Genomic DNA, 25,135 nt, shown 5'->3' with positions numbered 1-25,135 from the left:
GGCTTAAGAGAAACTACTGTCAACTTTTCGTGACACCTAAGTTAGGAACTCATCTGTGCGCTTAGAAGTTTTCTGTGAGGACAGACTTGGTCTGACTCGTGAACTACTCGATATTCTTGCTTCCAAGAACCTTGATCTCCGTGGTATCGAAATCGATGTCACCGGGATTATTTACCTCAATTGTCCGGATATCGACTTTGATACCTTTAGCGAGCTCATGGCTGAGATTCGCCGTATTGCAGGTGTTAAGGATGTTCGAAAGATCCAATTCATGCCGATTGAGCGTCACAATAATGAGCTTATATCACTTCTTAATAATCTCCCTGAACCCGTTTTAGCGATTGATCTAAAAGGTCACGTTGATATGGCGAACCATGCTGCGCTTTCACTGTTTGCCAGTGAAGAGAGTGAGATGATTGGCCATCAAATTACCACGCTACTGCCGAGCTTCAACTTTGCAAAATGGGCAGAAGGTAATATTACTCGTCAGCGAGAAGAGATTGTTATTCGTGGTTTAGACTACATGATGGAAATCATGCCGGTTTACATTACCAACGAAGCCAAAGAGTCAGTGCTTGCTAGTACGGTAATGATCATTCGTTCAACGCAAGATAAACCGCTGTTTGATGACTCTCTCCCACTGCACAACAACTTAGGCTTTGAACACTTTGTTGGTGCCTCGAACCGACATAAAGCGTTAATTAGTCAGGCGAAAAAACTCTCTATGCTTGATCAACCTTTGTTGATTCAAGGTGAAACAGGAACGGGCAAAGAGATGCTCGCGAGAGCTTGCCACAGTCGTTCTCATCGTGCTGGCAATCCATTTTTAGTTTTAAGCTGCGCATCTATGCCTGATGATGTCGCTGAAACAGAATTATTTGGTCATGCACCTGGTTCGTTTAACCACGAGCAAGGCCACAAAGGTATTTTTGAGCAAGCTAATGGTGGTACGGTCTTCTTAGATGAGATCGGTGAAATGAGCCCGCACCTACAAATTAAGTTGCTGCGTTTGCTTCAAGATGGCCGCTTCCGTCGTGTCGGTGAAGAAGATGAGATACATGTTGACGTTCGTGTTATCGCCTCAACGCGTCATCACCTTGCAGACCTTGCTGAGTCAGGCTCTTTCCGTGAAGACTTATTCTATCGCCTAAATGTACTGACATTGCAGATCCCGCCTTTGCGCGAGCGCTCAAATGATATCACTCCATTACTAGAGCTGTTTATTGCCAAGTATGTGTCCCAACTTGGTATTTCTAAACCTAGAATTTCAGATAGCCTTGTTGATCAACTGGTGAGTTATCAATGGCCAGGAAATATGCGCCAATTGGAAAATATGGTTCTACGCGCATTAACTGAACTAGAAAGTGATGAGTTGACCGCCGATTTATTCCACTTGCCACAACTGGATACACCGAGTGCCAATGGTCCAGTATTAAGTCTCGACGGTTCACTTGACGAAATCATGAAAGAGTATGAGTCTCAAGTACTTGGCCGCTTATATCAGTCATTCCCATCCAGCCGTAAACTAGCTAAGCGCTTGAACGTTTCACACACTTCTGTGGCGAACAAACTTCGTGAATATGGAATTCGTAAAAACTAGTATGAAAAGAGTCAGTACGCCAACTCAAGCTTATGAAGTGGATGAAGATATTGTTATCCGCACTGCTGAGCCGACGGATGGCAAGTTAATCTCTGATTACTTTATCGCAAATCGAGCGCATTTGAAGCCTTGGGAACCAAAGCGCGAAGATGCATTTTATTCCGAAGCAGGTTGGACGCAGCGCTTGGTCAAGCTCAATGAGTTACATCGAATGGGGCTTGGGTACTACTTGATCATCTTAGATAAAGAAACCAACGAAATGCTCGGTACGGTATCGTTTAGTAACGTATCTCGTTTTCCGTTTCACGCTTGTAACTTAGGCTACTCGTTAGCCCGTAGTGCTCAGGGGCGTGGTGTGATGACTCGCGCGGTGAAAATGGCCGTGAACTACATGTTTAAAATCCAAAATATGCACCGCATTATGGCCAGCTACATGCCTAGGAATAAGCGTAGCGAATCGGTGTTAGAACGTGCGGGTTTCGTTAAAGAAGGCTTTGCTGAAAAGTACCTATTGATTGATGGTCAGTGGGAAGATCATAACTTAACGTCAATAGTGAACCCACATTGGAAGGATGTCTAAGATGGAAAGGTTAGAGAAACAACTGGCTCTATTGATGGAGTTGGATCGTCTTAAGTCTGTGCTGCGACGTACTCGTGTAAAAAGCGCAGACAAACGCCTAGAGAACAGTGCGGAGCACAGCTGGCATGTGGCGTTGATGGCGATTCTAATGGAAGAGCATGCCAATGAGCCGGTAGATATTTCACGAGTCGTTAAAATGCTGCTTCTGCATGATGTGGTTGAAATTGATGCTGGTGATCTCTTCGTTTATGACACGGCCGCATCAGCCGAGCAAGAAGAAAAAGAACTCAAAGCTGCCCAGCGTCTATTTGGCATGTTACCGCAAGAGCAGGGCGAAGAACTGTTCGAGTTATGGACTGAATTTGAATCGGCGAACAGCGCTGATGCCAAGTTTGCCAAAGCGCTCGATCGTATTATTCCTATGTTGCTCAATTACCATAATCAGGGCCAAAGCTGGCAGGAGCATGGTGTTACCAGAGAGCAAGCGTTAACCGTCAACCAAAAGATCCAGTTTGGTTCAGAGGCGCTGTGGGATAAAGCGAAACAAATTATTGAAGAAGCCACCAATAATGGTTGGCTAAAAGCATAGTGCTTTAAGAGGTTATTAAATGTCGTATTTAACTTTGGATGAATACCAAAGAAAATGGATTTTCACGCACCAATCAATGCCGGTTGCTGAGGAACAGCTACAAGCGATTAAACCGATGACTCAGGCTAGGTCATCACAGCTATGGCAAGAGAATATTAGTGCGCAGAGTCCAGATGCGGATCGTTTGAGCTCTTCTGATTGGCCGATGAACGACTCGAACTGGAAGGAAACAATTGATTGGATGGCCGCGTGGGAGTCTGATGACGAAAGCTTGCCAGAGGCAATACTTGAGTTTATTGATTGGCAAGATGACGTAACTGTCTACTTTTGTTATGAAAAATACAATGTAATTGAGACCAAATGGTCGACATTTAAAAAGTGTTGGAAGAACTTTCTATTCTACGATGATGGTCCTATTCTTATCGGCCGTCGTCGTAACGAGGCGTTATGGTTTGATGGTAACGGTAACGTAAAACTAGGTTCTCGTAAGTAATATCACAACAACAGGAGTCGCTAAGGCGGCTCTTTTTTTAACTAAATTTTGCGATGCCAAAATGACGTGTTGTGAGGATATGGTTAGTGGACGGATAAACTCAAATAAGGATGATCTATTTGATGATGTTGAACTGTTTTAAATGATCAAAATTGATCGTGTAACTTCATGAATTGTAAAGAGTAAAACCACAACGAAAATGTGACTTTTAGCTCAGAAATAGACGGTGTTTTTGCGCAAATACTGTAATTTGTTATCATTTATAAGAATTATTAATCCAATGAGCAGTTTTAAGCAATCAATCGTCTTAGGGAAGAGCAGTGAACTTAAATATATCTCAATTACGTACTGACTTTTACGCACACATAAGTGCGTTTCAGGCCTATGCACTGCCTCAGACAAAGCCGACGCTGTCATTCTTGAGCGAAGAAGAGCTAAGAGAGCTTGAAACGTTATGGATTGAACATTCAGTTTGGAAGCACCAGCAAGACTAATCTCTATTCGCAGTACCCAATCTCTGACCTCGCAATACTATTGTGAGGTTTTTTATTGCCCAAAGCTCAAATTGTTATATTATAACAATTATCAAACTAACCATTGAATTCTGTGGCAAGAGTCCCCATAGTTAGTTTCAAAGTGAGATCTTTTTGATAAATCCCACACTTAATAAAAACATAGAGATTCAAGTGAGTAAAAATATGGCGGAAGTAAGAGCCAGAGTCGACTTCAAAGTAGGTGTAAACAGTAACATCGATGCGGAGCTACTTTCTTTTCATGGATTGAAAACAGAAAAAGAGCACGTTGCTGTAATATTTAAGCAAGCTGATAAAAACCAAGAAGCGCCACTTGTCCGAATGCACTCAGAGTGCCTTACTGGTGACGTGTTCCACTCATCACGCTGTGACTGTGGTGAGCAACTTGATGAAACGATCAATCGTATGGGTGAATCCGGCGGCATTATCTTGTACTTACGACAAGAAGGGCGTGGGATTGGCCTATACAACAAAATAGACGCTTACAAGCTTCAAAGTGAAGGTATGAATACTTACGAAGCAAACAATCACCTTGGTTTTGGTGACGATCTTCGTGACTTCACTGAAGCAGCACAGATGCTGAAAGCACTCGGTGCTGAGCGAATTCGTTTGGTAACCAACAACCCGAAAAAGGTCAATGATCTGAAAGAGTACGGGATTGAGATCGAAGAAGTTGTCAATACATCTGCGCACGTTAAAGATGGCAATGAAGGCTACCTACAAGCGAAAGTCTCTCACGGTAAGCACAATCTAGATCTCTAACGTATTGAAAAGCCTATGTTGATAAAAGCCTCACTTTTGTGAGGCTTTTTTCGTTTCTGGGTTGCAAAAAAATTGTAAGTTTGTATTATTCGCATCAGTAGTGCAAATGATAATGATTAGCACTAATAAATCAGAATAATTATTAAGCTCAACAAGGACGCTTTTCAATGAATGTTAAAACTCTATTAGCTCAATCTGTCGCAGCTTCACTCTTGATCGCTAGCGGTTCTGCTTTCGCAGCTAGCGTAACGAAAGATCAAGTCGTTGAGCATTATGCAGACGTGGCTCACGCAGTATTTGCCGACTCTGTGACGACCGCAAAAGCGCTAGACGCGTCAATCGACACTTTTCTCGCTAACCCAACTGCAGCAAAATTTGAACAAGTAAAGCAAGTATGGCTTGCTTCTCGCGTACCGTACCAACAGTCTGAAGTATTCCGTTTTGGTAACGCGGTTGTTGATGATTGGGAAGGTCAACTTAACGCTTGGCCACTAGATGAAGGCCTGATCGATTACGTTTCTTCTGACTACCAATATGAACTAGGTAATGAAGGCGCAAACGCAAATATCGTTGCGAACACAGAGCTGACTATCGGTGCATCAAAACTCGATGTAGCAAAGATCACTCCTGAATTGATTGCTGATCTAAACGAAGTTGGTGGCTCTGAAGCAAACGTAGCATCAGGTTACCACGCAATCGAGTTCCTACTATGGGGCCAAGACTTAAACGGCACTAATGCGGGTGCAGGTCAGCGTGCTTATACTGACTTCGTTGTTGGTTCAGAGTGTACCAATGGTAACTGTGATCGTCGTGGTGACTTCTTGAAAGCAGCAGCTGAGCTTCTTGTTCAAGATCTAGAGTGGATGGAAAACCAGTGGTCTGCTGACGTAAAAGGTAACTACCGTGAAGAGCTACTAAACGATTCAGCGGAAAACGGTCTTCGCAAAATGCTATTTGGCATGGGGTCACTATCTCTAGGTGAGCTTGCGGGTGAGCGTATGAAAGTTGCTCTAGAGGCAAACTCAACTGAAGATGAGCATGACTGTTTCTCAGATAACACGCACAACTCTCATTACTACAACGAGCAAGGCATCTATAACGTATACACGGGTCTATACAAGCGTGAAGATGGCACTTTGCTTTCAGGTCCAAGCATCCACGACCTAGTAGCACAACAAGACAAGCAAGCAGCGCAAGAGATTCAAAAGCAATTTGATGTGACACGTTCACAAGTCGGTCAGCTAGTCACTTCTGCAGAGAAAAATGGCCAGTTCTTTGACCAGCTAATAGCTTCAGGCAATACGCAAGGTAATGCGCTAGTTAACGACACAATCATGTCTCTGGTTGCTCAAACGACACAAATTGAACGTGCAGCGAAAATTGTTGGTATCAACAGTCTGAACCCAGACACAGCGGATCACGAGTTTTAAGTAGCACTCGAACGAATACAAAGGGCTCATTAGAGCCCTTTTGACGTTTTATATAAGTCATCTATTTGAGAATTATTCCCATTTAATTTGTGCGGATATGTCCGCTTAGTGAGTCATCGTAATGAAGTTGTACACGAAACCAGCCATTCTCAGTTTGTTGCTACTCAGCGTTTCTTCATCAGTTGCTGCTTACGACGTAAAGTCAGGTGGTGATACCTCTGTGAAGAAGGATGGAGCAAATGCTTTTTCTTTGCCAGCAGGTAACCTGCCAATGTCGAAACGTTTAGATTTTAGCGTTGGTAACAGTTTTTTCAGGAATCCTTGGGTCCAAGCGCCGGCGTCTACCGATGCACGTGATGGCCTTGGTCCACTGTTTAACACTAATGGATGCCAAAACTGCCATATTAAAGATGGTCGTGGGCACCCGCCTGAGGAAAACGATCTGCACGCAGTATCAATGCTCGTTCGATTAAGCATTCCAGCGATGACGCCGGAGCAGAAAAAAGCATTTATTAAGGATGGTGTGATTCCAGAGCCTACCTATGGTGGACAACTTCAAGATTTCGCTTTGCAAGACCAAAAGCCGGAAGGCACCATTAATATTACTTACCAAGACGTACCGGTGACATTTGCTGATGGGACGGTGGTTAATCTACGTAAACCTAACTTAACCATTACCGACTTAGGCTATGGCGAGATGCACCCTGATACCCAAATGTCAGCGCGCGTTGCACCGCCAATGATTGGACTGGGCTTATTAGAAAGCATCCCTGATGAAACCCTAAAAGCGTGGGCTGATGAGAATGACGCTAATGGCGATGGCATCTCAGGTAAGACAAATGTCGTGTGGGATGTGAGAAAAGCGGATTTCGCCATTGGCCGATTTGGTTGGAAAGCGGGTCAACCGAACCTGATGCAGCAGAATGCGGCGGCGTTTAATGGCGATGTGGGTTTAACCAGTAACCTGTTCCCCAATGAAAACTGCACTTCTAAGCAGTCGATTTGTGATGATATGCCGAACGGTGGCAATCCAGAGGTTAGTGACAACATCCTTGATTTTGTAGAGTTTTATTCACAGCACCTTGCGGTTCCAATTCGTCGCAATGTCAATGATCCACAAGTGAAGTCTGGCCAAGAACTGTTCGCTAAATCGGGCTGTGAAAGTTGTCACAAGACCAGTGTGAAAACAGCGAAAAGAGATAACTTACCCGCGCTATCGGAGCAAGTTATTCATCCATACACAGATATGCTCCTTCATGATATGGGGCCAGGGCTAGCTGATAATCGTCCAGAATACCTAGCTAATGGTCAAGAATGGCGTACTCAGCCGCTTTGGGGCATTGGGTATACGCAAGAAGTGAACGGTCATACCTATTTCTTACATGATGGACGCGCTCGAAACTTGATGGAAGCCGTACTATGGCATGGCGGCGAAGCGGAAACAGCCAAGAATAATGTCTTAAAGTTCAACAAGAAAGAAAGAGAAGCGTTAATCGCATTCTTGAATTCTTTATAGGATGAATGATGAATTTCAAACAATTTACTTTGAGTGCAGCAATAGTAGCACTGATGACTGGTTGCCAAGCGACCGATAGTGATGTGCTTAAGCCAGAGGTGACAAACCATCTCAGCCAAGGTGTTTATCAGGTTGAGTTTGCGTCTGCTCAGCGATTGAAAAACGAAGCTGAGAAGTTGTCCCAAACGATGAAAGGTTATTGCTCGGCCAATCAAGGCGTTGATGCCGTTCAGAATCAGTGGCACCAAACTATGGTGGCGTGGATGGCACTGCAAGGCCAAGAGCGCGGGCCAGAATCAGCGTTAGCGCAGAGCTGGAACATTCAGTTTTGGCCGGATAAGAAAAACACCACTGGGCGTAAGATGGGGTCGTTAATCAAACAGCCGAAATCATGGAGCGTTGCAGATATTTCGCAGCAAAGTGTCACCGTGCAGGGACTTGGTTCGATTGAATGGCTGTTGTATGACAAAGCTTCTGATCTAAACACGAATCCTGCGACATGTTCTACCGCGGAGTCGATTGCCGCTAACATTGCGCAGAATACCTCTAGTATCGCGCAGGCGTGGGCAACTAACCCTTGGGTAGAGCTAAAAGAAAAACAGTGGGACTCTGAATACATAGCGCTGCTTTCGAATCAACTTGAATACAGCATGAAGAAGATGAGCAGACCTCTGGCTAAGTTTGGGCAGCCTCGACCGTACTTTGCTGAATCTTGGCGCTCAGAAACGTCAATGACCAACCTTAAAGCCAACCTTGAAGCACTGCAAGCGCTGTACTTTGCCAATGGAAATGGACTTGATGCTATTCTAAGAGCAAAAGATAAATCGACTTTAGCAGATAGCATTGCCAATCAATTCTCCATGGCGATAGATACTTGGCCAACTGACGAGAGCCTGTTTGAGTTGCTACAAACCAAGCGCGGCTATCAAACCGCCTATTCGCAATACAATAAATTAGAACAGCTTAAGTATTTGATTCATGAAGAAGTCGCGATAGAACTTGGCGTGATTATAGGATTTAACGCAACTGATGGTGACTGATACTACAAGACGCTCATTACTCAAAGCGGCGCTATTTGGCGCTGCGTATCCTTTGGTGGGTTGCGCAGTGACTTCTGAGCAAAGCGCGAAGCCAGTGCTGATTGGCTGTTCTATTTCTGGGCGCGACCGTTTTAATGCGGTTGTTGCTGATTCTACCGGAATGCCCTTACGTCAGATTGCGCTACCTGCGAGGGGGCATGGCGTCGCTTCAAATGCGGCATTACACCATGCGGTGGCTTTTGCGCGTAGACCCGGTACCTATTTTCAAGTGTTTGATTACCAAACAGGCGAGACGATTAAGCTAAGAGTGGCAAATAAAAACCGCCACTATTATGGGCACGGCGTCTATTCCAATGATGGGCAGTGGTTATATGCGACAGAAGGTGAGCGCGGCAGCAGTCGTGGCATCATTGGCGTCTATGATGTAGTGGCGGGTTATGAAAAAGTGGCGGAGTTTTCTCAGTTTGGCTTAGGTCCTCATGAAGTGATTGTCATGCCTGATGACACATTAGCGATTGGTGTTGGCGGCGTGCATACCAATGGTCGAGAGCCTCTAAACATTGCGACCATGAAACCGAGCTTGAGCTATCTTGATCGAAACGGTGAATTGATAGAGCAAGTAGGGCTCGCCGATAATAAGTTGAGCATCAGGCATTTAGCTCATGATGGTTCTAAGACCGTGTTGTGTGGTCAGCAGTATCGCGGCGAGCCAGATGAGTACCCATCATTACTGGCGATGCATACTCAAGGCGGAGCATTAACACCATTAAAGGCGGAACCAGAGCAGTGGGCGAGGTTTAACCACTATATAGCAAGCATTGCCGCGACGGACGATTGGATACTCGCCACGTCTCCGCGAGGCAGTTGTTACGGTATTTGGTCCAAGCATACCCAGCAGCTAGTCGAGCTCTCACCTTTACCAGATGCTTCAGGCGTGGTGGTTCAGGGTGAGGAATTTAGAGTCAGCTCCGGTGCCGGTAGTGTCGTCAGTCAGACAACACCCGGCAGCAAAACGATAACGCGAACAGGCGTTCAATGGGATAACCATTGGTCAGTTATTGGATGAGTACGCTTACTCTTACACTTTACTGGCATAATTCTCACAAACAAGCCGTTCTGTTTATCTTTAACTCTGCCATACTAAAAGTTCAAGGAGTTAGAGGGATCTCGAATGGCAAAATGGATTTGCAAACTACTGGTGTTGAGCCTGTTCACACCAGCAGTTTTCGGCGCGCAGTATTTTAACCAAATTGGCTGGCTACCATCAGATAGCCCGCTATATGGTCTATTGCAATACCCGCAAGCGGTAGAAGAAGTGTACCGTGAAAACGACAACCAAATGGTTTGGTTTGATTTGCAACAGGGCAGCAAGCTAGAGTTTCAATTAGAAGTCATCGACCATGCTGGCTTTAGCCCACTGTTTTCTCGTCAACTAAGTTACCTACAGTTTTATCGTAAAAGCAATCGCTGGCATGAGTATGATGTCTTAGCGACAGACACGCTTCTGCTATATCTAAGCTATGCCGAGTCCGCTAAAACCGATGGCAAGTATTGGTTTTTTGAACAAAATTTATCAAGTCCATTACCACTTCCTCCTAAAAGTGCTCAGATCGCACTTAAAAGAGGCATATCTCAACAGCAACTAGCGGGATTGATTGAACGTTACACGCCAGACTCCAAAGAGTATCAATACCTAGTTGATACTTATTTGCACATCATTAAGTTTGACAAGCTGAACACACCGCCATACCACCAAGTCGGGCTTAAACGAGTTGGGGACCGATTAGAAAATAGAGATGTGTTGATTCAGCGCTTATCTATTGTTGATGTTGACCTTATAGATGTTAGAAAAGACATTAGTTGGTTTGACCAAACATTAGAAGTGGCGGTAAAGCAATTCCAAAACTTACACGGTTTGAAACCTGACGGTGTTATTGGCCCTGACACCATCAAGTGGATTAACCTGCCGATAGAGAAACGACTGAGCACACTGGCGATTAATGCGGAAAGAGTGCGTTATTGGCCGTCTCAGCGCGACACGATCATTGTTGTTAATGTGCCAAGTTTTGAAATGACCTATTGGTCGTCAGGGCAAGAGGTGTTTGAGTCGAAAGTGGTAGTAGGCAAGATTGAGCGTCCGACGCCTTTGATGCAAATTAGACTGGATTCATTGATCTTAAATCCGACTTGGAATGTTCCATGGAAGATTATGATCGAAGATATTATCCCTAAGATGCAGCAAGACAGAACCTACTTAGCGAAGCAAAACATCAAGATTATTCCGAAGTGGGGCTCAAGCGAAATCATCGATCCTGACACTATTGATTGGGATACGCTCATCCCTAGCTCATTCCCTTATCGAATGACGCAAGAGTCGGGCAATAGCAATGCTCTAGGTCTATATAAGTTTAATACTCCAAACAGAAGAGCCATCTTCCTCCACGATACCCCAAGTAAGAGCTTATTCAGTCGTCAACAGCGAGCCTTTAGTTCGGGTTGCATCCGAGTAGAAAATGCGGACGTCTTTGCCGAGCGATTGATTGAAGCGCAGGGTGTTTCTCGTAGTGCGAAGCTTGATGAGCCGCCGAGCTCAAATCAATCCATTCCACTAAAAAGTCGTGTTCCAGTGCACATCATTTACCAAACGGCATGGTATGAGGAAGGAAGTGTCCACTATAGGGAAGATATTTACCGCCTAGACAAGCCAGTTTACCCGCAAGGTTAATGTTTAAATAGATGCCAATCGATGCTTTTCATTGATTGGCATTTTTTTACAATTTTTCCTCTATCACTTTTTTATCAACCTGTTCAATAAGTAAGCTTGTTATTGTTGGCCTGATGTCATTTTGTGCATGGTTTATGCATTTGAACTTCATGAAAGAGTTATGTAGTGTCGCCGTTTGACACATTTCTAGAACTTATTTGTGAAGGTATTTTATCGTGGCATTATCCCGACGAGAGTTTATTAAGCTGGCCGGAAGTGGTTTGGCAGTTGCAGCTTGTACACCAAGCATTGCACTTGCGTCGTATCCAGATCAACCGCGCAGCCTCGCCTTAACTAACCTCCATACACGAGAAGCATTAGAAACGCGTTATTTCGATGGTCATGATTATGTAGTCAGAGAGCTAGGACGTTTGAATCACCTTTGTCGCGACTTCCGTCGTAATGAAGTACATACAATGGATAAGCGTCTGTTTGATCATATCAGTGATATCCAGAAAGAGCTGGGTGTTGAAGCCGAAGTACAAATCATCTCCGGCTACCGTTCCCCTGCAACTAACCAAGCGTTACGTAATAAGTCGAGCGGTGTGGCGAAAAAGAGTTACCACATGTTAGGTCAAGCAATCGATTTTCGCTTAGATGGGGTTAATCTAAAGCAAGTGCGTGATATTGCGCGAGAGCTAAAGTTTGGCGGTGTTGGTTATTATCCGGGCAGCAACTTTATTCATATTGATACTGGACCTGTTCGTTATTGGGCATAATCGCCAAATTGAGACCCTTAATGAGAGTTGTCAAAGTGGCGAGCAAGTGTCATAGTTCTGCCAGTTTGGATTGTTATCAAGGTTAGTTTATGTCCCTTAAGTATCAAGTTGTCCCTGTGACGTCGTTTTCTCAAAACTGCTCTATTGTTTGGTGTGACGAAACAATGGAAGGAGTTGTTGTCGATCCGGGTGGTGATGTAAAACAACTCGCGGCTCTTATTAAAGAGCTAGGGGTAAAAGTAGTTAATCTTGTACTAACGCATGGACATTTGGATCACGTTGGTGGCACAGAGCCGCTGGCTCGCGAACTTGATGGCCCACGTATTGTTGGTCCGCACAAAGATGATAACTTTTGGCTTCAAGGTCTAGAAGGCCAAAGTCAGATGTTTGGTTTTCCATTGACCGAAGCATTTGAACCAGACCAGTGGCTAAATGAAGGCGACAAGATCACCTTTGGCAATCAGGTAATGGACGTAATCCATACACCGGGTCATACACCGGGTCATGTTGTATTGTTTAGTGATGAAGCGAAACTTGCGTTCGTGGGTGATGTGTTGTTCAACGGCTCAGTAGGTCGTACTGACTTCCCTAAAGGGGATTTCGATACACTGATTAGCTCAATCAAAACTAAGCTGTGGCCGCTAGGTAGTGACGTTCGCTTTGTACCAGGACACGGTCCTGAGTCGACATTTGGCCGCGAAAGAGCATCAAACCCATTCGTCGCTGACGAAATGCCACTCTACTAAATCGTTAAGAATTGAGTAATCAAAGGTCGCCCAAAGCGGCCTTTTTTGTTTTTATTGCTCTGGATCGGCTGCTGCGAGATAACGACGCACCAGTCCGACGAACTCTTCGGGTGCTCTATCGAGATCATGCGCAGAGATAAAAATATCGTAATCATAATAGCTTCGCTGGTACTTCATGCGATTCGCTAGCATAGCTTGTAAGCCTTTAAACTCTTCACCTTTCGCATTTTTATAAATCGCTGAATCTAAGACGATATCTTCAAATGTATCTCCCTGTTTGTTTTGCTTTGCTCCAAGGTAGAGTAAGGCGCGTTGACTGAGCAGAATTTCGGTGGCAATTCTAGGGCAGATACTATTGAGATAAGGGGAGTAGTGCTTCAGCTTAATCCCTATCCAAGGTAAAGGCTGATGCCAGCCCTCACTTTCATAAGTGCAGATGCCAACCTTGCTGATGTTATTCCATTTCACGACCCAGCCGCCCTTGAACAGGTGCTGCTGAAAGTGACTGGCGGTGAGGGTGAAACGAACGGTACTCTTGAGGATCAGTAAATAGCCAAAACCGCCCAAGGTGATAATCGCGACAATACTCAATACCGCTTGCTCATATCCAGGCGCATAGAGCAGCAAAATTAGGCAGCCGATAGCCAACAATCCTCCTAACCATTTAAGAGTAATTGCAGAGAAAATGAACGGCTGGTTGGTGAGGTGTACGGTTTCCATTTTGGCTCTACTCTAAACAACAAAACACATCTGTTTATATAATCAGTGGTTTACGTCTTATTGCCAATACTATTGATTAAATTGTAGTCTCATGTCGTCATATCGCGTATTTTTGTGCCATAAAGCCGCTCATACCCTGTAAATGTGAACAAAATTTTGGTATAAATCGCGCTTCAAATTTTCACCACTGCTCCGTATGCAGTGAAATGGAGAAATACTCGATGAGACTTGCTCATAAGCGTAAAGTGCAGCTGAAACTGCAAAAGCGCATTAAGGCGACAGTTGCAACAGTAGAAGCAACAAAGAAAGCTAAGCCAGAAGTTGAGAAAAAAGTAGCTGCAAAACCAGCTGCGGAGAAGGTTGTAGCTGCGGCTAAAACAACTGACGTTGCGCTGACTCCAAAGCAGCAACAAGTACTAGACATCGTTGTTAGCAACGCTGAAGGTATTAACCCTAAAGGTATCGGCCTAGCGGCTGGTCAAGAAGATGCAAAAGCAGCATCTTGGGCAACAGGCGCTCTTAAAAAACTTCTAGAAGAAAACCTAGTAGTGAAAGAGCAGCTAGCTGGCAACAAAGTTATCTACAAAGCCGTTTAATTGCCAACAGCCTATCTCTAGCAATCATTGCAGAGAATATATGCTTGAGAGCCTCGACATTGTCGGGGCTTTTTCGTATCTGATATTAGAAAATTATATCTTTGTCACATATCTCATTATTGGTCTATCTAAGACCGCGAAACTTACACTACGTACTATCTGCATGTCTAAATTTTGCTAATGTGAAATAAGTACCTGTTTTGTGGTGACTTAAATTATCTATAAGTCATCTCGTACGTGCTTATACGTAGTTCTTTGGTCTAACTTGCTGATTGGCTGTTAAATAATATCCGTGTTCACGCTGATTTTATGTTGCTTATAGATAACTCACTCTATAAGTGAAACAAAAGGTACCTAGAAAGGTATGATCGTTAAACAAAGGACGTGAACATGAGTCTTATTAAACAATCTCTAAAACGAGTATTAAAAGGCACGGCTATGGCAGCAGCACTCGCTGTTATGGCGACTTCAGCAAGTGCTGCTGAAAAAGTTTATCGCTTGAAATTGGCTGAAACTTGGGGACCGAACTTCCCAGTATTTGGCGACGCGACTAAGAATATGGCGGCAATGGCTGAAAAAATGTCGAATGGCCGTCTGCAAATCCGTATCGACTCTGCAAACAAACATAAAGCACCTCTAGGTATTTTCGATATGGTCAAATCTGGTCAGTACGATCTTGGCCACTCTGGCTCGTACTACTGGAAAGGCAAAGTACCAAACACACTTTACTTTACTTCTATGCCTTTTGGTATGACACCTGCTGAGCAGTATGCATGGTTCTACCATGGTGGTGGTATGGAGCTAATGGAGCAGGTTTACTCTCCGCATAACCTACTGTCATTCCCAGGCGGTAACACAGATATTCAGATGGGTGGTTGGTTCCAAAAAGAGATCAACTCAGTAGAAGATTTACAAGGTCTGAAAATGCGTATTCCTGGCTTCGCGGGTGAAATCCTAGCGGAACTGGGCGCTAAGCCAACAAACATTGCACCGGGTGAACTTTACACGTCACTAGAGCGTCGTACGATTGATGCGCTAGAGTGGGTTGGACCTTCACTTGACCTGCGTATGGGTTTCCACAAAATTGCACCTTACTACTACACAGGTTGGCATGAGCCAGGTTCAGAGCTTCAATTCCTAGTGAACAAGCGTACTTACGAGCGTCTACCAGAAGATTTACGTGAAATCTTACGTGTTGCTATGCGTACAGCGGCTTACGACATGTACACTCAAGCGACTCACGAAAGTGGTAAAAACTGGGTTTCTATCAAATCTGAATACCCAGATGTACAAGTTAAAGATTTCCCACCAGAAGTTATGGGTGCTCTACGTGAAGCGAATGACCGCCTACTTGCTAAACATGCTGAAAAAGATGATCTAGCGAAAGAGATCCAGAAATCTCAAGCGGATTACTTGAAGCAAGTACGTTCATGGACGGATATCTCGCACCGTGCGTACCTAAATAGCCAAGCTCAATAAATATAACAATCTACTAGGGTAGGTGACATGGTCACTTACCCTATCAAAGCCCAAGAAACCTATTTAAATAACTTGTCGTCACAATTGAAAGTGACGCTATTTCAAAATTCCATGGAGTAGGGAATGAGAAGCCTAATTTATGTAGAGCGCCTATTTAATCGCTTTGGTGATTTTTTAGGATGGCTTTCAAGCATACTGTTTATCTTATTGCTCGCGAATGTCGTGTATGACGTGGTGATGCGATATGTCTTTAACGATGTCTCCATTGCTTTCCAAGAGATGGAGTGGCATTTATTCTCAGCGGTATTCCTACTCGGTGTTCCTTATGCGATTAAAGCGGGGGGACATGTGAGGGTCGACCTATTCTATGAGCGTCTATCTCATAAGGCGCAATCCATTATTGATTTACTCGGCACGCTGTTCTTTTTACTCCCATTCTGTTTGTTGGTGGCGTACTACGGTATCGACTTTGCGAAAGAGAGCTATGCATTAGGGGAAACGTCAGGCGATCCGGGCGGCTTACCTTACCGTTGGATCATTAAAGCGATGATCCCGCTTTCATTCTTGTTTATGGCTATCAGTGGTGTTGGTTTGCTGCTGCATTCACTAAACAAGATTTTTAACCCGCACCTCATTCACGCTCAAGAACAGAAGTAAGGAGACAACAATGGTCGGTATTGTAATGTTTTTTGTTGCCTTGTTTGCTCTGCTACTTGGCTTCCCTGTTGCGTTTACCTTTGGTGGTATTGCGCTCATCTTCGGTGTGTGGGCAGAAGGTATGGACATGTTTGCTTTCATGCCATACCGAATACAGTCCATCATGGAAAATACAGTTTTAATGGCTGTGCCTTTATTTGTCTTTATGGGGCTTGTCCTGCAAAAGACGCGCCTTGCGGAGCAATTGCTCGAATCGATGGGTAAACTGTTTGGTGGAGTACGCGGTGGTATCGCGATTTCTACCGTACTGGTTGGTGCCTTACTGGCGGCGTCGACTGGTGTAGTTGGTGCTTCTGTTGTGGCAATGGGTCTTATCTCGCTACCGGTAATGCTCAAGTACAACTACGATAAAGGTCTTGCCTGCGGCACTATCTGTGCGTCGGGCACGCTAGGACAAATCATCCCACCTTCGATTGTACTTATCCTGTTGGGTGATGTACTCGGTGTGCCAGTTGGTGATCTGTTCCAAGCTGCAGTATGGCCGGGTCTTGTCCTTGTTGGCGCTTACGTTATCTATATTCTGATTTATGCCAAGCTTAACCCAGAATCGGCTCAACCTATCCCAAGTGATGGCGACATTAGCCGTAAAGATGAAGTGATTGCGGCGCTGAAAGCGGTTGTTCCGCCACTTGCGCTAATTGTTGTTGTATTGGGTTCTATTTTCGCAGGTGTTGCAACACCAACAGAATCAGCGGCGCTTGGTGGTGCTGGTGCGATCGTCCTTGCGGTATTGTACCGTCAGTTTAGCTGGTCAATGGTTTATGCTGCGTCTAAAGAGACAGTAAAAGTGACCGCAATGGTATTTGCAATCCTATTGGGTGCAACCGCCTTTTCGATGGCCTTTACCTACACAGGTGGTGATTACCTTGTTGAAGAGTGGATGCTGCAAATTCCTGGCGAGAAATGGGGCTTCCTCATCATCACCATGCTGGTCATCCTTATCCTTGGCTTCTTCATCGACTTCGTAGAAATCTGTTTCATTATTGTGCCTATCATTGCGCCAGTCGCTGAGCTGATGGGAATCAATATGACGTGGTTCGCGATCCTGATTGCGATGAACCTGCAGACCTCGTTCCTAACGCCACCGTTCGGCTTTAGCTTGTTCTACTTAAAGGGTGTTGCTCCTAAAGGCGTAACAACGCGTGATATCTATCGTGGGGTAATGCCATTTATCGCAATCCAGATCCTCGTCTTAGCTAGCTTATTGGTCTTCCCTGAATTTTATGGAATGTGATCGAAAAGTTACGCTTATCAGGTAACAACTGATAAAGTGAGGCTGCTTGCCATGAAGGGAAGCAGCCTTTGTTGTTCTGTGAGGAAAAGGAATGCCTCTACAAGCCAAACTGATCTTACTCAGTTTATTGCCATTATTACTGGTTACTGCTTTAACCAGTTGGATCTCGATTCATCAGGCGAAAACGCTTGGTGAAAAAGAGATTCAAATTTTTGAAGATGGCTTAGTCCGCTCGAAAGAAACCGCCCTAAAAGATCACGTCGACCTTGCCTTTGATGCCATTTCTCATATCTATAATGATCCTGATATGCCTGAAGATATCGCCAAACAACAGGTAAGAGAGATCTTATCCAAGCTTCGTTATGGCAAGGACAAAGACGGTTACTTCTTCGCTTATGATGAACAAGGGACCAACTTAGTTCACCCAATCATGCCTGATCTCATTGGGCAGAACTTACTGCACATTCAAGATGAAAATGGCGACCACCTTATTGAAGCATTGCTTGCTCAAGCTCAGAACGGTGGTGGGTTTCATCAATACTTATGGCAAAAACCCTCAACAGGAGAGAACGTTACCAAGCTCAGCTACGCGGCATGGCTAGATAAATGGGACTGGATGATTGGTACAGGTTTGTACATCGAAGATATCGCCTATGAAGTGGCTAACCTCAAGTCTGAAGTGAATAAAAACATCGAGACGACTTTCTTCTCTGTAATCGTGATTATGCTCGTCACGGTGGGCGTCATCGTCGTGATTACCCTAGCGGTAAACTTACATGAACATCGCTTAGCCGATCGCAGTTTAAAAGAGCTGGCCCACAAAACAGTAATGTTCCAAGAGGACGAGAAAAAACACTTAGCACGAGAGCTTCATGATGGCATTAATCAGCTCTTGGTTTCGAGTAAATGTCATTTAGAACTGCTAGCCAGTAAGATTGATGATGCGCCGTTGCAACAGCACATTGCACAATCGCAAAACTCATTGATGACCGCGATTAACGAGGTCAGACACATTTCCCACAACTTAAGGCCAAGTGCTCTTGATGACATTGGCCTTGAAGCGGCAATGAACAGTTTGTTGCTAGACTTTAAAGCACACTCTGGTATGTCGATTGAAGCGTCCTTATCAACTCAGCCCGGTAAGTTACAATCAGAAGTGGCGACAACGCTCTACCGTGTGGCTCAGGAGTCATTGACGAATATTGAAAAGCACGCCAGTGCAAATAAGGTCAGTGTGATCTTGCAGCAAATGGGTAATATGCTACAGCTTATTATTCGGGATGATGGCGTCGGTTTCGATGTGAATTCAACACTGAGAAAACAAGGCATTGGTCTTCGAAACATGCGTGAAAGGGTCGAGTTTATCGGCGGCGATTTCGAAATTGAAAGTGAGCCCGGGTTTGGGACAGAGATAACCGTATTACTGGAATTGGATGGATTAGTTTATGGATAAGCCAATTAAAGTGGTGATCGTGGATGATCACCAAGTTGTACTCGATGGATTTATCGCACGGCTGCAAACTGAACCCGATATCGAAGTCATTGGCTCTGCGAGTAATGGTGTTGAAGCGGTGGAGGTCGTCAAACAGCTACTTCCGGATGTTGTGTTAATGGATGTCAGTATGCCACTGATGAATGGCATCGACGCGACGCGCATTATCAGAGACTCAATACCCGATGCGAAAGTGCTCATGCTCACTATGCATGATAATCGAGAGTATATTATGAAGGTGATGCAAGCAGGGGCGGTCGGCTATATGCTGAAAGAGATCTGTGCCCAGCGAATGGTACAAGCGATCAAAACCGTTTATCTTGGCTCGACTTACTTTTGTGAGTCCGCGACACAAACACTGTTTTCTCAGGAAGTGATTCCTAATATCCAAAAGCCTAACCCATTGAGCCGTAGAGAAGAAGCCGTGTTAAAACTGGTTGCTGAGGGCAATAGCAGTAAGAAAATTGCGTCACTGCTTGATATTAGCTACCGCACCGTTGAAACCCATCGTCAGAACATTAAGCACAAGCTAGATCTACATAGTACGGCCGAGTTGGCTAAATACGCGGTTGAACAAGGTATCGTCGCGTAGCAGTAGTGTAATGATTGTAAGTAAAGCGGTAGAGAAGAGACAAAATTGCTAGTATTGAAATATCGATAATAATCAAACTGATATTATGACGTTTCCAAAAAATATTCATGAAAACTACCACGCTCACATCTATTTCGACCAAGCGACAAGTGGCGTAGCGAAACAGTTACGCCAGCAAGTGATCGAGCAATTTTCACTGCCTGTCGGCAACTTTAACGAGAAATTGGTCGGTCCGCACTTAATGTGGAGCTTTTCTATTACCTTTAGCTCATCCGACTTTGACGCGCTGATTGCTTGGCTAGAAAAACATCGTCAGTCATTTTCTGTTTTGGTCCACGCATTAACGGATGATGACCTCAAAGATCACACCGACTTCGCTTATTGGTTAGGAACGCCAGTAGAGCTCAACCTGTCTGGTTTATAGAGTCTAATTAACGAAATTTATCGTAAAGGTAATAAGCCTGATTTGTGGCTGGTGGCTGCGTTTGTGTATAAGGCGTCCTTGATTTAATCACTGGACAATAGCCATTCATGAACCAACTAATCGATGCTCTTTTTACACAGGGTTACTACGTTTGGGACGACTTTTTATCAGAAGATGAAGTATCACAACTAAGAGACTCTATTCCGGAAGAATGGAAAAAAGCACGTATTGGGCGTAATGATGAAGTTATGCGTGAAAGTGCCATCCGAAGTGACAAAATTCAGTGGCTTCGTCGTGACATGGGCCAAGCAGTTGGGGCATTCCTAGACAAAATGGAGCAGATTCGACTTGAAGCGAACCGCCACTTCTTCCTAGGTTTGTTTGAATATGAAGCGCACTTTGCTAAGTATGAAAAAGGTGACTTCTACCAGAAGCATTTAGATTGTTTTAAAGGCAATGAAAACCGTCGCCTGACAACCGTATTTTATATGAATGAGTCTTGGTCGGAAGAAGATGCGGGCGAGTTGGTGGTTTACGATCTAAACGACAACGTCATCGCGACCATTCCACCAAGATCGGGTCGCCTATTTGTATTTTTCTCGGAGCAATTTCCTCACGAGGTATTACCGACTAACGCGGAACGTTACAGTATTGCTGGTTGGTTCCGCGTTAATGGCGTGAAAGATAATCAGCTTGATATCGCTCACTAATGCTTATAAGCAGAAGTGACAGTTTTCATCTGTTAATCCAAAAACACCTTTCCGACTTGAGAGGTGTTTTTCTCCCTCTTCTAACCCCATTTGATAGCCTTCATTCAATACCTCTTGCTTCATGGTAAGTCGCTTAACTGAGAATGACTCCGGTGGCGCTATGACACGAATAATGACGTCTTGAGGTGGGTTGCGAATAAAATCTAATGATTGGTTATAGCGCCTCGCTCTTTCTTGCATTGCTTGGCCGATCATTGGGTGCTTCTTTAACAGCCTTTTTATTAGCCAAGAGCTCTTACTCTCTGGCATCTCGTAACTGAGCGGGTGGGAAAGAACGACTGTGATTTCCTTCGCTCCACGTCGATACGCTTCAATAACAGGAATTGAGTCAGCAACCCCTCCATCTGCGTAACAACCTCTAGAGAAACATGGAGTTTGCTTATACGCGATCGGCAGAGCAGCAGTTGCTTCAAGTACCATCTCTATATTGTCTGAGGTGACGTTGTAGTAGTCAGCTCGGCCTGTTTCAATGTTGGTTGCAACTGCCCACAGAGGGGTAGTGGAAAATAACTCATTTCGGTTCAGCGGATAGCTAAGCTCCGATTGCGAGACCAACCACTGCACATCGACAAGGCTTCCTCCTTTTAGAAATCGCTTAGGATCAAAGAAAGAGCGGCTCGTTGCTAGGCTTGTTATCACGTTATAGCTTCGCTTTTGTTGCTTTGCTAGGTAGCCGACAAGATTTGAAGTACCTGCAGAAACGCCAATCGCAAAGTCGAATGGAAAATAATCACTCTCAATAAAACGGTCCAACACTCCTGCAGCAAATATGCCCCTCATGGCACCGCCTTCAACAACTATCGCTTTCATAATCTCTATCAATTCTGTCTAGGTTTAGGGCAAGTTTAAAAGCTTGCTAGCCATGACTGAAGTGGGAGATATAGATAGCTGTAATAGGTGCTACCTATCACGATTTTGATAAGAATTACCTATTGAACATATAGATTTAGATGTTTATGTCTATACTTAATAATGAGGTAAGGTTATTCCTATCAGAGAGTTACGAACTTTGACTGTTTTTATATACAGTAAAATGCTTGACGTAAACTTATACCTAACTATACTGGATATAGATACAGGTAACTGGAGGTGTACTATGTTGTCAGAAACAATTGAACGCGTTAACCGCCTACGCCAACAAGCTTTGGCCGATCCAGCTTTTATCCAATCAGCTAAGGCGCACGAAAAGGCAATTCATAGCCAAGATAATCAGCACGCATCAAAATCAAAGAGTGTTAAGCCTAGGAAAGATAGAACGCTTGCAGATATCTACCAGCAAGCAGAGTTTGGGCAGCGAGAAGACACTGCCAACCACTAGAATATTAAACAGAATAAGAAGGCAGCCATTGGGTTGCCTTTTTAGTTTGTAATAGGCAAAAAAATGGCCGCATAAAGCGACCGTACAAACAGGAAGTAATGGATACTCAGAGCGGGTGTTAACGCGTCTCAGCCACTGAGAATAAGTTTAGACCATGTTCTGTTTTATGCGAGTTATTCATTCATATTGCATATTTTTTTGTTGAAATCGTAATGGCGGTGTTAATTTATTGATGATGAATATGTTTTATTTTGACTTTTTAGTGGTTATATAAACTGCCAAATGAGCATTTTACGGGTTTGTTATGATGTTTTTGATTAATATTTTGGGTTAAAAGAATTAGAATGCGGTGCATGAATTGATCGGTGACAATGAAATAGAAGATTCGTTTTAGATGTATGCGATATAGCTCACATAGGCTCTAACGATCGATGACATTTAAGCGTAATATTGCACCTTCCTGAACGGTAACTCCGGAAATAATAATGGACAACAAACTCGGCTTGAGTTCTTTAACAGCGATCGTCATTGGTTCAATGATTGGTGCTGGTGTATTTAGCTTGCCACAAAATATGGCTTCCGTGGCAAGCCCAGCAGCTGTGATCCTTGGTTGGACGATCACGGGTGTTGGCATGATTTTCTTAGCCCTTTCCTTCCAAAAGCTTGCTACGCATCGCCCTCATGTTGATAGCGGTGTATTTGGTTATGCGAAAGAAGGCTTCGGCGACTTCGTTGGCTTTTGTTCTGCGTGGGGCTATTGGCTAAGCGCGATGTTAGCCAATGTCTCTTATCTAGTTATTGTGTTTAGTACTTTAGGTATGTTGTTTGATACGCCTGATAACATCATATTCGGCCAGGGAAACACCCTAATTTCTATCGCAGGGGCATCGTGCTTGCTTTGGATGGTGCATGCCTTGGTGTTACGTGGTGTTCAAACTGCCGCTTTGATTAATATGGTGACCACTTATGCCAAACTGGTACCGCTATTAATCTTTATCATTGCAGCAATGTTTGCTTTTAGCTGGAATACATTCACCTTAGATTTCACTGGCCTGCATTTTGGTGATGGCCATGATCTGATGTCACAAGTAAAAAGCACCATGCTAGTGACGGTGTGGGTCTTTATCGGTATTGAAGGAGCGGTTGTCGTTTCTAGCCGAGCTCGTAACCGTAAAGATATCGGACGTGCAACCATACTTGGCCTTTTGACTGCACTGTCTATTTACGTGTTTGTTACGCTGTTATCGATGGGCGTTGTAAAACCGGTTGAACTTGCGAGTTACCAAAACCCATCAATGGCCAAAGTGTTGACGCACGTTCTTGGTCCATGGGGACAGTACATTATCAGTGTTGGGTTACTGATTTCGGTTTGCGGTGCATTCCTTAGCTGGACGGTGCTGGCATCAGAGGCGCCATACCTATGTGCGAAAGAGAAAATGTTCCCGAAGAAGTACGCTGAGCTTAATAAAGCGGGCAGCCCGGTTAAACCGTTAACCTTGACCAACGTGTGGATTCAAATCTCTTTAATCTTTGTCATGTTTGCAGGAAGCACGTATGACACGTTATTGATTATTGCCTCAGAAATGATCTTAGTGCCTTATTTCCTTGTTGGTGCTTTTGTTCTCAAGATCGCAATTGAAGAGAAGAATCGAGGTAGCCTATTGCTGATTGGTGCAGGTGCGACGGTTTACGGAATCTGGCTGCTGTATGCGTCAGGCCTTAACTACTTGCTACTTTCCGCACTGCTTTACTTACCAGGGCTCTATTTTTACATCCAAGCTAAGAAAGAGCAGGGGATAAATCCTTTTAAAGGCAGAGAAAAATTTGGTGCTGGAATGCTCGGAGTCGTTGCTATAGTTACCGTAGGAATGATTTGGCAAGGCAGTTTGAGTGTTAGCTTCTAATCACAAAAAAGCCCCCGAGCATATGTCGGGGGCTTTGTTTATATGGATAACAGTTATCGATATTTGGCGGTGTAACGGTATCGTAAGCTGTCTAATATGGTAAAGATCAAACCCGCCCAAATGAAGCTAAAGCTAACAAGCTTCACTTCATCAAACGCTTCTCCAAATAAGTATATTGCCAAGAAAAACTGGATCGTTGGTTCGATGTATTGCATCAGTCCAATCGTGGACATTGTCGTTAGACGAATCGCAATGGAGTAGAACACTAAAGGCAACAATGTCGCTGGAGCAGCGCCGACATATAAAGCAAAGGTTACAGCACCTGAATGTAATGACTCAGTACCCACTGTCACTTCTTTTAGCAAAATATACCCGAGCGCCAATGGCAGCAACACCAGTGCCTCGACAAAAAGTCCTGTGCTCCAGTCATAGTTAGCTTTCTTCTTACACCAACCATAAAATGTGAAGAATATAGCCATTGTCAGAGCGATATAAGGCACCTCACCATAGTGGATGATTTGGTAGCCTAAACCAATACACGCAAGGACGAGAGCAACTTTCTTACCGATGGATAGTGACTCTTTTAAGAAAAAGACGCCAAGCGCCATCATGGTAATCGGGCTAATAAAGAAGCCTAAACTCGCATCCATAACCCGATCATTAGTCAATGCCCAGGTAAAAGCGCACCAAGAAATCGACATCATTAATGTTGCTAATGTTGAGTAGAGTAGTGAGCGCTTATCGGACCAAATGGCCTTGAAATCGGGCAGACGTTTAGTGATCAGCAATACAATAGCCGCACAAAAGGGGACTGAAGCAATCAGCCGTATTGCTAATAGCTCATCGGTCGCCGCACCTGGCAAAAACTGGTAATAAAGTGGGAGCAGCCCCCACAGAAGGAAGGAAAAGGCAGCCATCCCATTGCCTAAACGTTGCTCAGACATAATGACTCTCATAGGTTAAGTAATTGAGCGGAATTTATGCCGAATTGTCCAAAAAGTAAAGCGAATATATGGCGTTTTAAAACATGCATACTAACCGCTTATTCTAGCCAGATTTGTGATTACTCAGGTCGATTGATTAGCGCAATTTAGAGCTCATTGAGTGATGGGCAATT

Annotated in this window: 26 protein-coding genes; 23 read left to right on the top strand and 3 right to left on the bottom strand. The window is 44.2% G+C overall.

Going from position 1 to position 25,135, the window contains the following annotated elements:
- Positions 1–55 precede the first annotated feature (55 nt).
- The 13 genes from tyrR to ACHUFZ_RS02090 all read left to right on the top strand — a co-directional run bounded on the left by tyrR (position 56) and on the right by ACHUFZ_RS02090 (position 12,772).
- A complete protein-coding gene (tyrR, locus tag ACHUFZ_RS02150) occupies positions 56–1,600 on the top strand; it encodes a transcriptional regulator TyrR (RefSeq protein WP_394125673.1) in 1,545 nt (514 codons plus the stop codon).
- Position 1,601: 1 nt separating this feature from the next.
- Complete coding sequence (gene rimJ, locus ACHUFZ_RS02145; RefSeq protein WP_394125672.1) at positions 1,602–2,180, top strand: ribosomal protein S5-alanine N-acetyltransferase; 579 nt, start codon at positions 1,602–1,604, stop codon at positions 2,178–2,180.
- Between the two features lies 1 nt (position 2,181).
- On the top strand, positions 2,182–2,769 hold the full coding sequence (locus ACHUFZ_RS02140; RefSeq protein ID WP_394125671.1) for an HD domain-containing protein: 588 nt from the start codon (positions 2,182–2,184) through the stop codon (positions 2,767–2,769).
- A 19-nt stretch (positions 2,770–2,788) separates the two neighbouring features.
- Positions 2,789–3,262, top strand: coding sequence for a DUF2947 domain-containing protein (locus ACHUFZ_RS02135; protein WP_134833693.1), 474 nt, complete (start codon positions 2,789–2,791; stop codon positions 3,260–3,262).
- Between the two features lie 320 nt (positions 3,263–3,582).
- Positions 3,583–3,756: a hypothetical protein gene (locus ACHUFZ_RS02130; protein WP_004414321.1), complete on the top strand. Its 174-nt coding sequence runs from the start codon at positions 3,583–3,585 to the stop codon at positions 3,754–3,756.
- A 204-nt stretch (positions 3,757–3,960) separates the two neighbouring features.
- The gene (locus tag ACHUFZ_RS02125) at positions 3,961–4,557 is read left to right on the top strand and encodes a GTP cyclohydrolase II (protein WP_394125841.1); all 597 of its coding nucleotides are present in this window, start codon (positions 3,961–3,963) and stop codon (positions 4,555–4,557) included.
- Between the two features lie 167 nt (positions 4,558–4,724).
- Entirely contained in the window at positions 4,725–5,987 is a 1,263-nt protein-coding gene (locus tag ACHUFZ_RS02120) for an imelysin family protein (protein WP_394125670.1), read from the top strand.
- A 121-nt stretch (positions 5,988–6,108) separates the two neighbouring features.
- The gene (locus ACHUFZ_RS02115) at positions 6,109–7,503 is read left to right on the top strand and encodes a di-heme oxidoreductase family protein (protein WP_394125669.1); all 1,395 of its coding nucleotides are present in this window, start codon (positions 6,109–6,111) and stop codon (positions 7,501–7,503) included.
- Positions 7,504–7,511: 8 nt separating this feature from the next.
- The gene (locus ACHUFZ_RS02110) at positions 7,512–8,543 is read left to right on the top strand and encodes an imelysin family protein (protein WP_394125668.1); all 1,032 of its coding nucleotides are present in this window, start codon (positions 7,512–7,514) and stop codon (positions 8,541–8,543) included.
- Positions 8,533–9,609, top strand: a complete 1,077-nt coding sequence (locus ACHUFZ_RS02105; RefSeq protein ID WP_394125667.1) for a DUF1513 domain-containing protein — start codon at positions 8,533–8,535, stop codon at positions 9,607–9,609. The genes ACHUFZ_RS02110 and ACHUFZ_RS02105 overlap by 11 nt, the downstream gene beginning before the upstream one ends.
- Positions 9,610–9,714: 105 nt before the next feature.
- On the top strand, positions 9,715–11,268 hold the full coding sequence (locus tag ACHUFZ_RS02100) for a L,D-transpeptidase family protein (protein WP_394125666.1): 1,554 nt from the start codon (positions 9,715–9,717) through the stop codon (positions 11,266–11,268).
- A 215-nt stretch (positions 11,269–11,483) separates the two neighbouring features.
- Positions 11,484–12,026, top strand: coding sequence for a peptidoglycan L,D-endopeptidase MepK (locus ACHUFZ_RS02095; protein ID WP_394125665.1), 543 nt, complete (start codon positions 11,484–11,486; stop codon positions 12,024–12,026).
- A gap of 89 nt (positions 12,027–12,115) precedes the next feature.
- A complete protein-coding gene (locus ACHUFZ_RS02090) occupies positions 12,116–12,772 on the top strand; it encodes an MBL fold metallo-hydrolase (protein ID WP_394125664.1) in 657 nt (218 codons plus the stop codon).
- Positions 12,773–12,823: 51 nt separating this feature from the next.
- Here ACHUFZ_RS02090 and ACHUFZ_RS02085 read toward each other — a convergent pair whose 3' ends face one another.
- On the bottom strand, positions 12,824–13,492 hold the full coding sequence (locus tag ACHUFZ_RS02085; RefSeq protein WP_394125663.1) for a DUF2982 domain-containing protein: 669 nt from the start codon (positions 13,490–13,492) through the stop codon (positions 12,824–12,826).
- 221 nt (positions 13,493–13,713) lie between these two features.
- On the opposite strand from ACHUFZ_RS02085, the gene ACHUFZ_RS02080 reads away from it, so the two are divergent.
- The 8 genes from ACHUFZ_RS02080 to ACHUFZ_RS02045 all read left to right on the top strand — a co-directional run bounded on the left by ACHUFZ_RS02080 (position 13,714) and on the right by ACHUFZ_RS02045 (position 20,736).
- On the top strand, positions 13,714–14,088 hold the full coding sequence (locus ACHUFZ_RS02080) for a hypothetical protein (RefSeq protein ID WP_004414309.1): 375 nt from the start codon (positions 13,714–13,716) through the stop codon (positions 14,086–14,088).
- 390 nt (positions 14,089–14,478) lie between these two features.
- Entirely contained in the window at positions 14,479–15,567 is a 1,089-nt protein-coding gene (locus tag ACHUFZ_RS02075; RefSeq protein ID WP_004414308.1) for a TRAP transporter substrate-binding protein, read from the top strand.
- A gap of 123 nt (positions 15,568–15,690) precedes the next feature.
- Positions 15,691–16,224, top strand: coding sequence for a TRAP transporter small permease subunit (locus ACHUFZ_RS02070; RefSeq protein WP_053438076.1), 534 nt, complete (start codon positions 15,691–15,693; stop codon positions 16,222–16,224).
- 10 nt (positions 16,225–16,234) lie between these two features.
- Positions 16,235–17,518 (top strand): TRAP transporter large permease, encoded by a 1,284-nt coding sequence (locus tag ACHUFZ_RS02065; protein WP_394125662.1) that lies wholly within the window; start codon positions 16,235–16,237, stop codon positions 17,516–17,518.
- Between the two features lie 91 nt (positions 17,519–17,609).
- Positions 17,610–18,971, top strand: coding sequence for a cache domain-containing protein (locus tag ACHUFZ_RS02060; protein WP_394125661.1), 1,362 nt, complete (start codon positions 17,610–17,612; stop codon positions 18,969–18,971).
- Positions 18,964–19,602 carry a response regulator gene (locus tag ACHUFZ_RS02055; RefSeq protein ID WP_394125660.1) on the top strand — a complete coding sequence of 213 codons (639 nt, stop codon included), beginning with the start codon at positions 18,964–18,966 and terminating at the stop codon, positions 19,600–19,602. The genes ACHUFZ_RS02060 and ACHUFZ_RS02055 overlap by 8 nt, the downstream gene beginning before the upstream one ends.
- A gap of 85 nt (positions 19,603–19,687) precedes the next feature.
- A complete protein-coding gene (locus tag ACHUFZ_RS02050) occupies positions 19,688–20,026 on the top strand; it encodes a DOPA 4,5-dioxygenase family protein (protein WP_394125659.1) in 339 nt (112 codons plus the stop codon).
- Positions 20,027–20,133: 107 nt separating this feature from the next.
- Complete coding sequence (locus tag ACHUFZ_RS02045) at positions 20,134–20,736, top strand: 2OG-Fe(II) oxygenase (protein ID WP_394125658.1); 603 nt, start codon at positions 20,134–20,136, stop codon at positions 20,734–20,736.
- A gap of 3 nt (positions 20,737–20,739) precedes the next feature.
- Here the strand turns inward: ACHUFZ_RS02045 and ACHUFZ_RS02040 are convergent, their stop codons facing one another.
- A complete protein-coding gene (locus ACHUFZ_RS02040; protein ID WP_394125657.1) occupies positions 20,740–21,606 on the bottom strand; it encodes a patatin-like phospholipase family protein in 867 nt (288 codons plus the stop codon).
- A 286-nt stretch (positions 21,607–21,892) separates the two neighbouring features.
- On the opposite strand from ACHUFZ_RS02040, the gene ACHUFZ_RS02035 reads away from it, so the two are divergent.
- Together ACHUFZ_RS02035 and ACHUFZ_RS02030 are read left to right on the top strand one after the other, a co-directional pair.
- Complete coding sequence (locus ACHUFZ_RS02035) at positions 21,893–22,114, top strand: hypothetical protein (RefSeq protein WP_394125656.1); 222 nt, start codon at positions 21,893–21,895, stop codon at positions 22,112–22,114.
- A gap of 485 nt (positions 22,115–22,599) precedes the next feature.
- Positions 22,600–24,018, top strand: a complete 1,419-nt coding sequence (locus ACHUFZ_RS02030) for a basic amino acid/polyamine antiporter (protein WP_394125655.1) — start codon at positions 22,600–22,602, stop codon at positions 24,016–24,018.
- Between the two features lie 53 nt (positions 24,019–24,071).
- On the opposite strand, the gene rarD is transcribed toward ACHUFZ_RS02030, so the two are convergent.
- Entirely contained in the window at positions 24,072–24,962 is an 891-nt protein-coding gene (gene rarD / locus ACHUFZ_RS02025; protein WP_394125654.1) for an EamA family transporter RarD, read from the bottom strand.
- Between the last annotated feature and the right edge of the window lie 173 nt (positions 24,963–25,135).

It is taken from the genome of Vibrio hepatarius, assembly GCF_043642085.1.
GTDB lineage: Bacteria > Pseudomonadota > Gammaproteobacteria > Enterobacterales > Vibrionaceae > Vibrio > Vibrio hepatarius_C.
The sequence above is the reverse complement of the archived record's forward strand: the minus strand, read 5'-3'. Positions and strand labels throughout refer to the sequence as shown.

Bases quoted from the DNA above. Each gene is read 5' to 3' on its own strand.
- ACHUFZ_RS02055 (WP_394125660.1), top strand. From the start codon at position 18,964: ATGGATAAGCCAATTAAAGTGGTGATCGTGGATGATCACCAAGTTGTA.
- ACHUFZ_RS02045 (WP_394125658.1), top strand. From the start codon at position 20,134: ATGAACCAACTAATCGATGCTCTTTTTACACAGGGTTACTACGTTTGG.
- rimJ (WP_394125672.1), top strand. From the start codon at position 1,602: ATGAAAAGAGTCAGTACGCCAACTCAAGCTTATGAAGTGGATGAAGAT.
- ACHUFZ_RS02090 (WP_394125664.1), top strand. From the start codon at position 12,116: ATGTCCCTTAAGTATCAAGTTGTCCCTGTGACGTCGTTTTCTCAAAAC.
- ACHUFZ_RS02065 (WP_394125662.1), top strand. From the start codon at position 16,235: ATGGTCGGTATTGTAATGTTTTTTGTTGCCTTGTTTGCTCTGCTACTT.
- ACHUFZ_RS02050 (WP_394125659.1), top strand. From the start codon at position 19,688: ATGACGTTTCCAAAAAATATTCATGAAAACTACCACGCTCACATCTAT.
- ACHUFZ_RS02075 (WP_004414308.1), top strand. From the start codon at position 14,479: ATGAGTCTTATTAAACAATCTCTAAAACGAGTATTAAAAGGCACGGCT.
- ACHUFZ_RS02080 (WP_004414309.1), top strand. From the start codon at position 13,714: ATGAGACTTGCTCATAAGCGTAAAGTGCAGCTGAAACTGCAAAAGCGC.
- ACHUFZ_RS02105 (WP_394125667.1), top strand. From the start codon at position 8,533: ATGGTGACTGATACTACAAGACGCTCATTACTCAAAGCGGCGCTATTT.
- ACHUFZ_RS02120 (WP_394125670.1), top strand. From the start codon at position 4,725: ATGAATGTTAAAACTCTATTAGCTCAATCTGTCGCAGCTTCACTCTTG.
- ACHUFZ_RS02030 (WP_394125655.1), top strand. From the start codon at position 22,600: ATGGACAACAAACTCGGCTTGAGTTCTTTAACAGCGATCGTCATTGGT.
- ACHUFZ_RS02125 (WP_394125841.1), top strand. From the start codon at position 3,961: ATGGCGGAAGTAAGAGCCAGAGTCGACTTCAAAGTAGGTGTAAACAGT.
- ACHUFZ_RS02115 (WP_394125669.1), top strand. From the start codon at position 6,109: ATGAAGTTGTACACGAAACCAGCCATTCTCAGTTTGTTGCTACTCAGC.
- ACHUFZ_RS02135 (WP_134833693.1), top strand. From the start codon at position 2,789: ATGTCGTATTTAACTTTGGATGAATACCAAAGAAAATGGATTTTCACG.
- ACHUFZ_RS02140 (WP_394125671.1), top strand. From the start codon at position 2,182: ATGGAAAGGTTAGAGAAACAACTGGCTCTATTGATGGAGTTGGATCGT.
- ACHUFZ_RS02060 (WP_394125661.1), top strand. From the start codon at position 17,610: ATGCCTCTACAAGCCAAACTGATCTTACTCAGTTTATTGCCATTATTA.
- ACHUFZ_RS02110 (WP_394125668.1), top strand. From the start codon at position 7,512: ATGAATTTCAAACAATTTACTTTGAGTGCAGCAATAGTAGCACTGATG.
- ACHUFZ_RS02085 (WP_394125663.1), bottom strand. From the start codon at position 13,492: ATGGAAACCGTACACCTCACCAACCAGCCGTTCATTTTCTCTGCAATT.
- ACHUFZ_RS02040 (WP_394125657.1), bottom strand. From the start codon at position 21,606: ATGAAAGCGATAGTTGTTGAAGGCGGTGCCATGAGGGGCATATTTGCT.
- ACHUFZ_RS02070 (WP_053438076.1), top strand. From the start codon at position 15,691: ATGAGAAGCCTAATTTATGTAGAGCGCCTATTTAATCGCTTTGGTGAT.
- rarD (WP_394125654.1), bottom strand. From the start codon at position 24,962: ATGTCTGAGCAACGTTTAGGCAATGGGATGGCTGCCTTTTCCTTCCTT.
- ACHUFZ_RS02035 (WP_394125656.1), top strand. From the start codon at position 21,893: ATGTTGTCAGAAACAATTGAACGCGTTAACCGCCTACGCCAACAAGCT.
- ACHUFZ_RS02100 (WP_394125666.1), top strand. From the start codon at position 9,715: ATGGCAAAATGGATTTGCAAACTACTGGTGTTGAGCCTGTTCACACCA.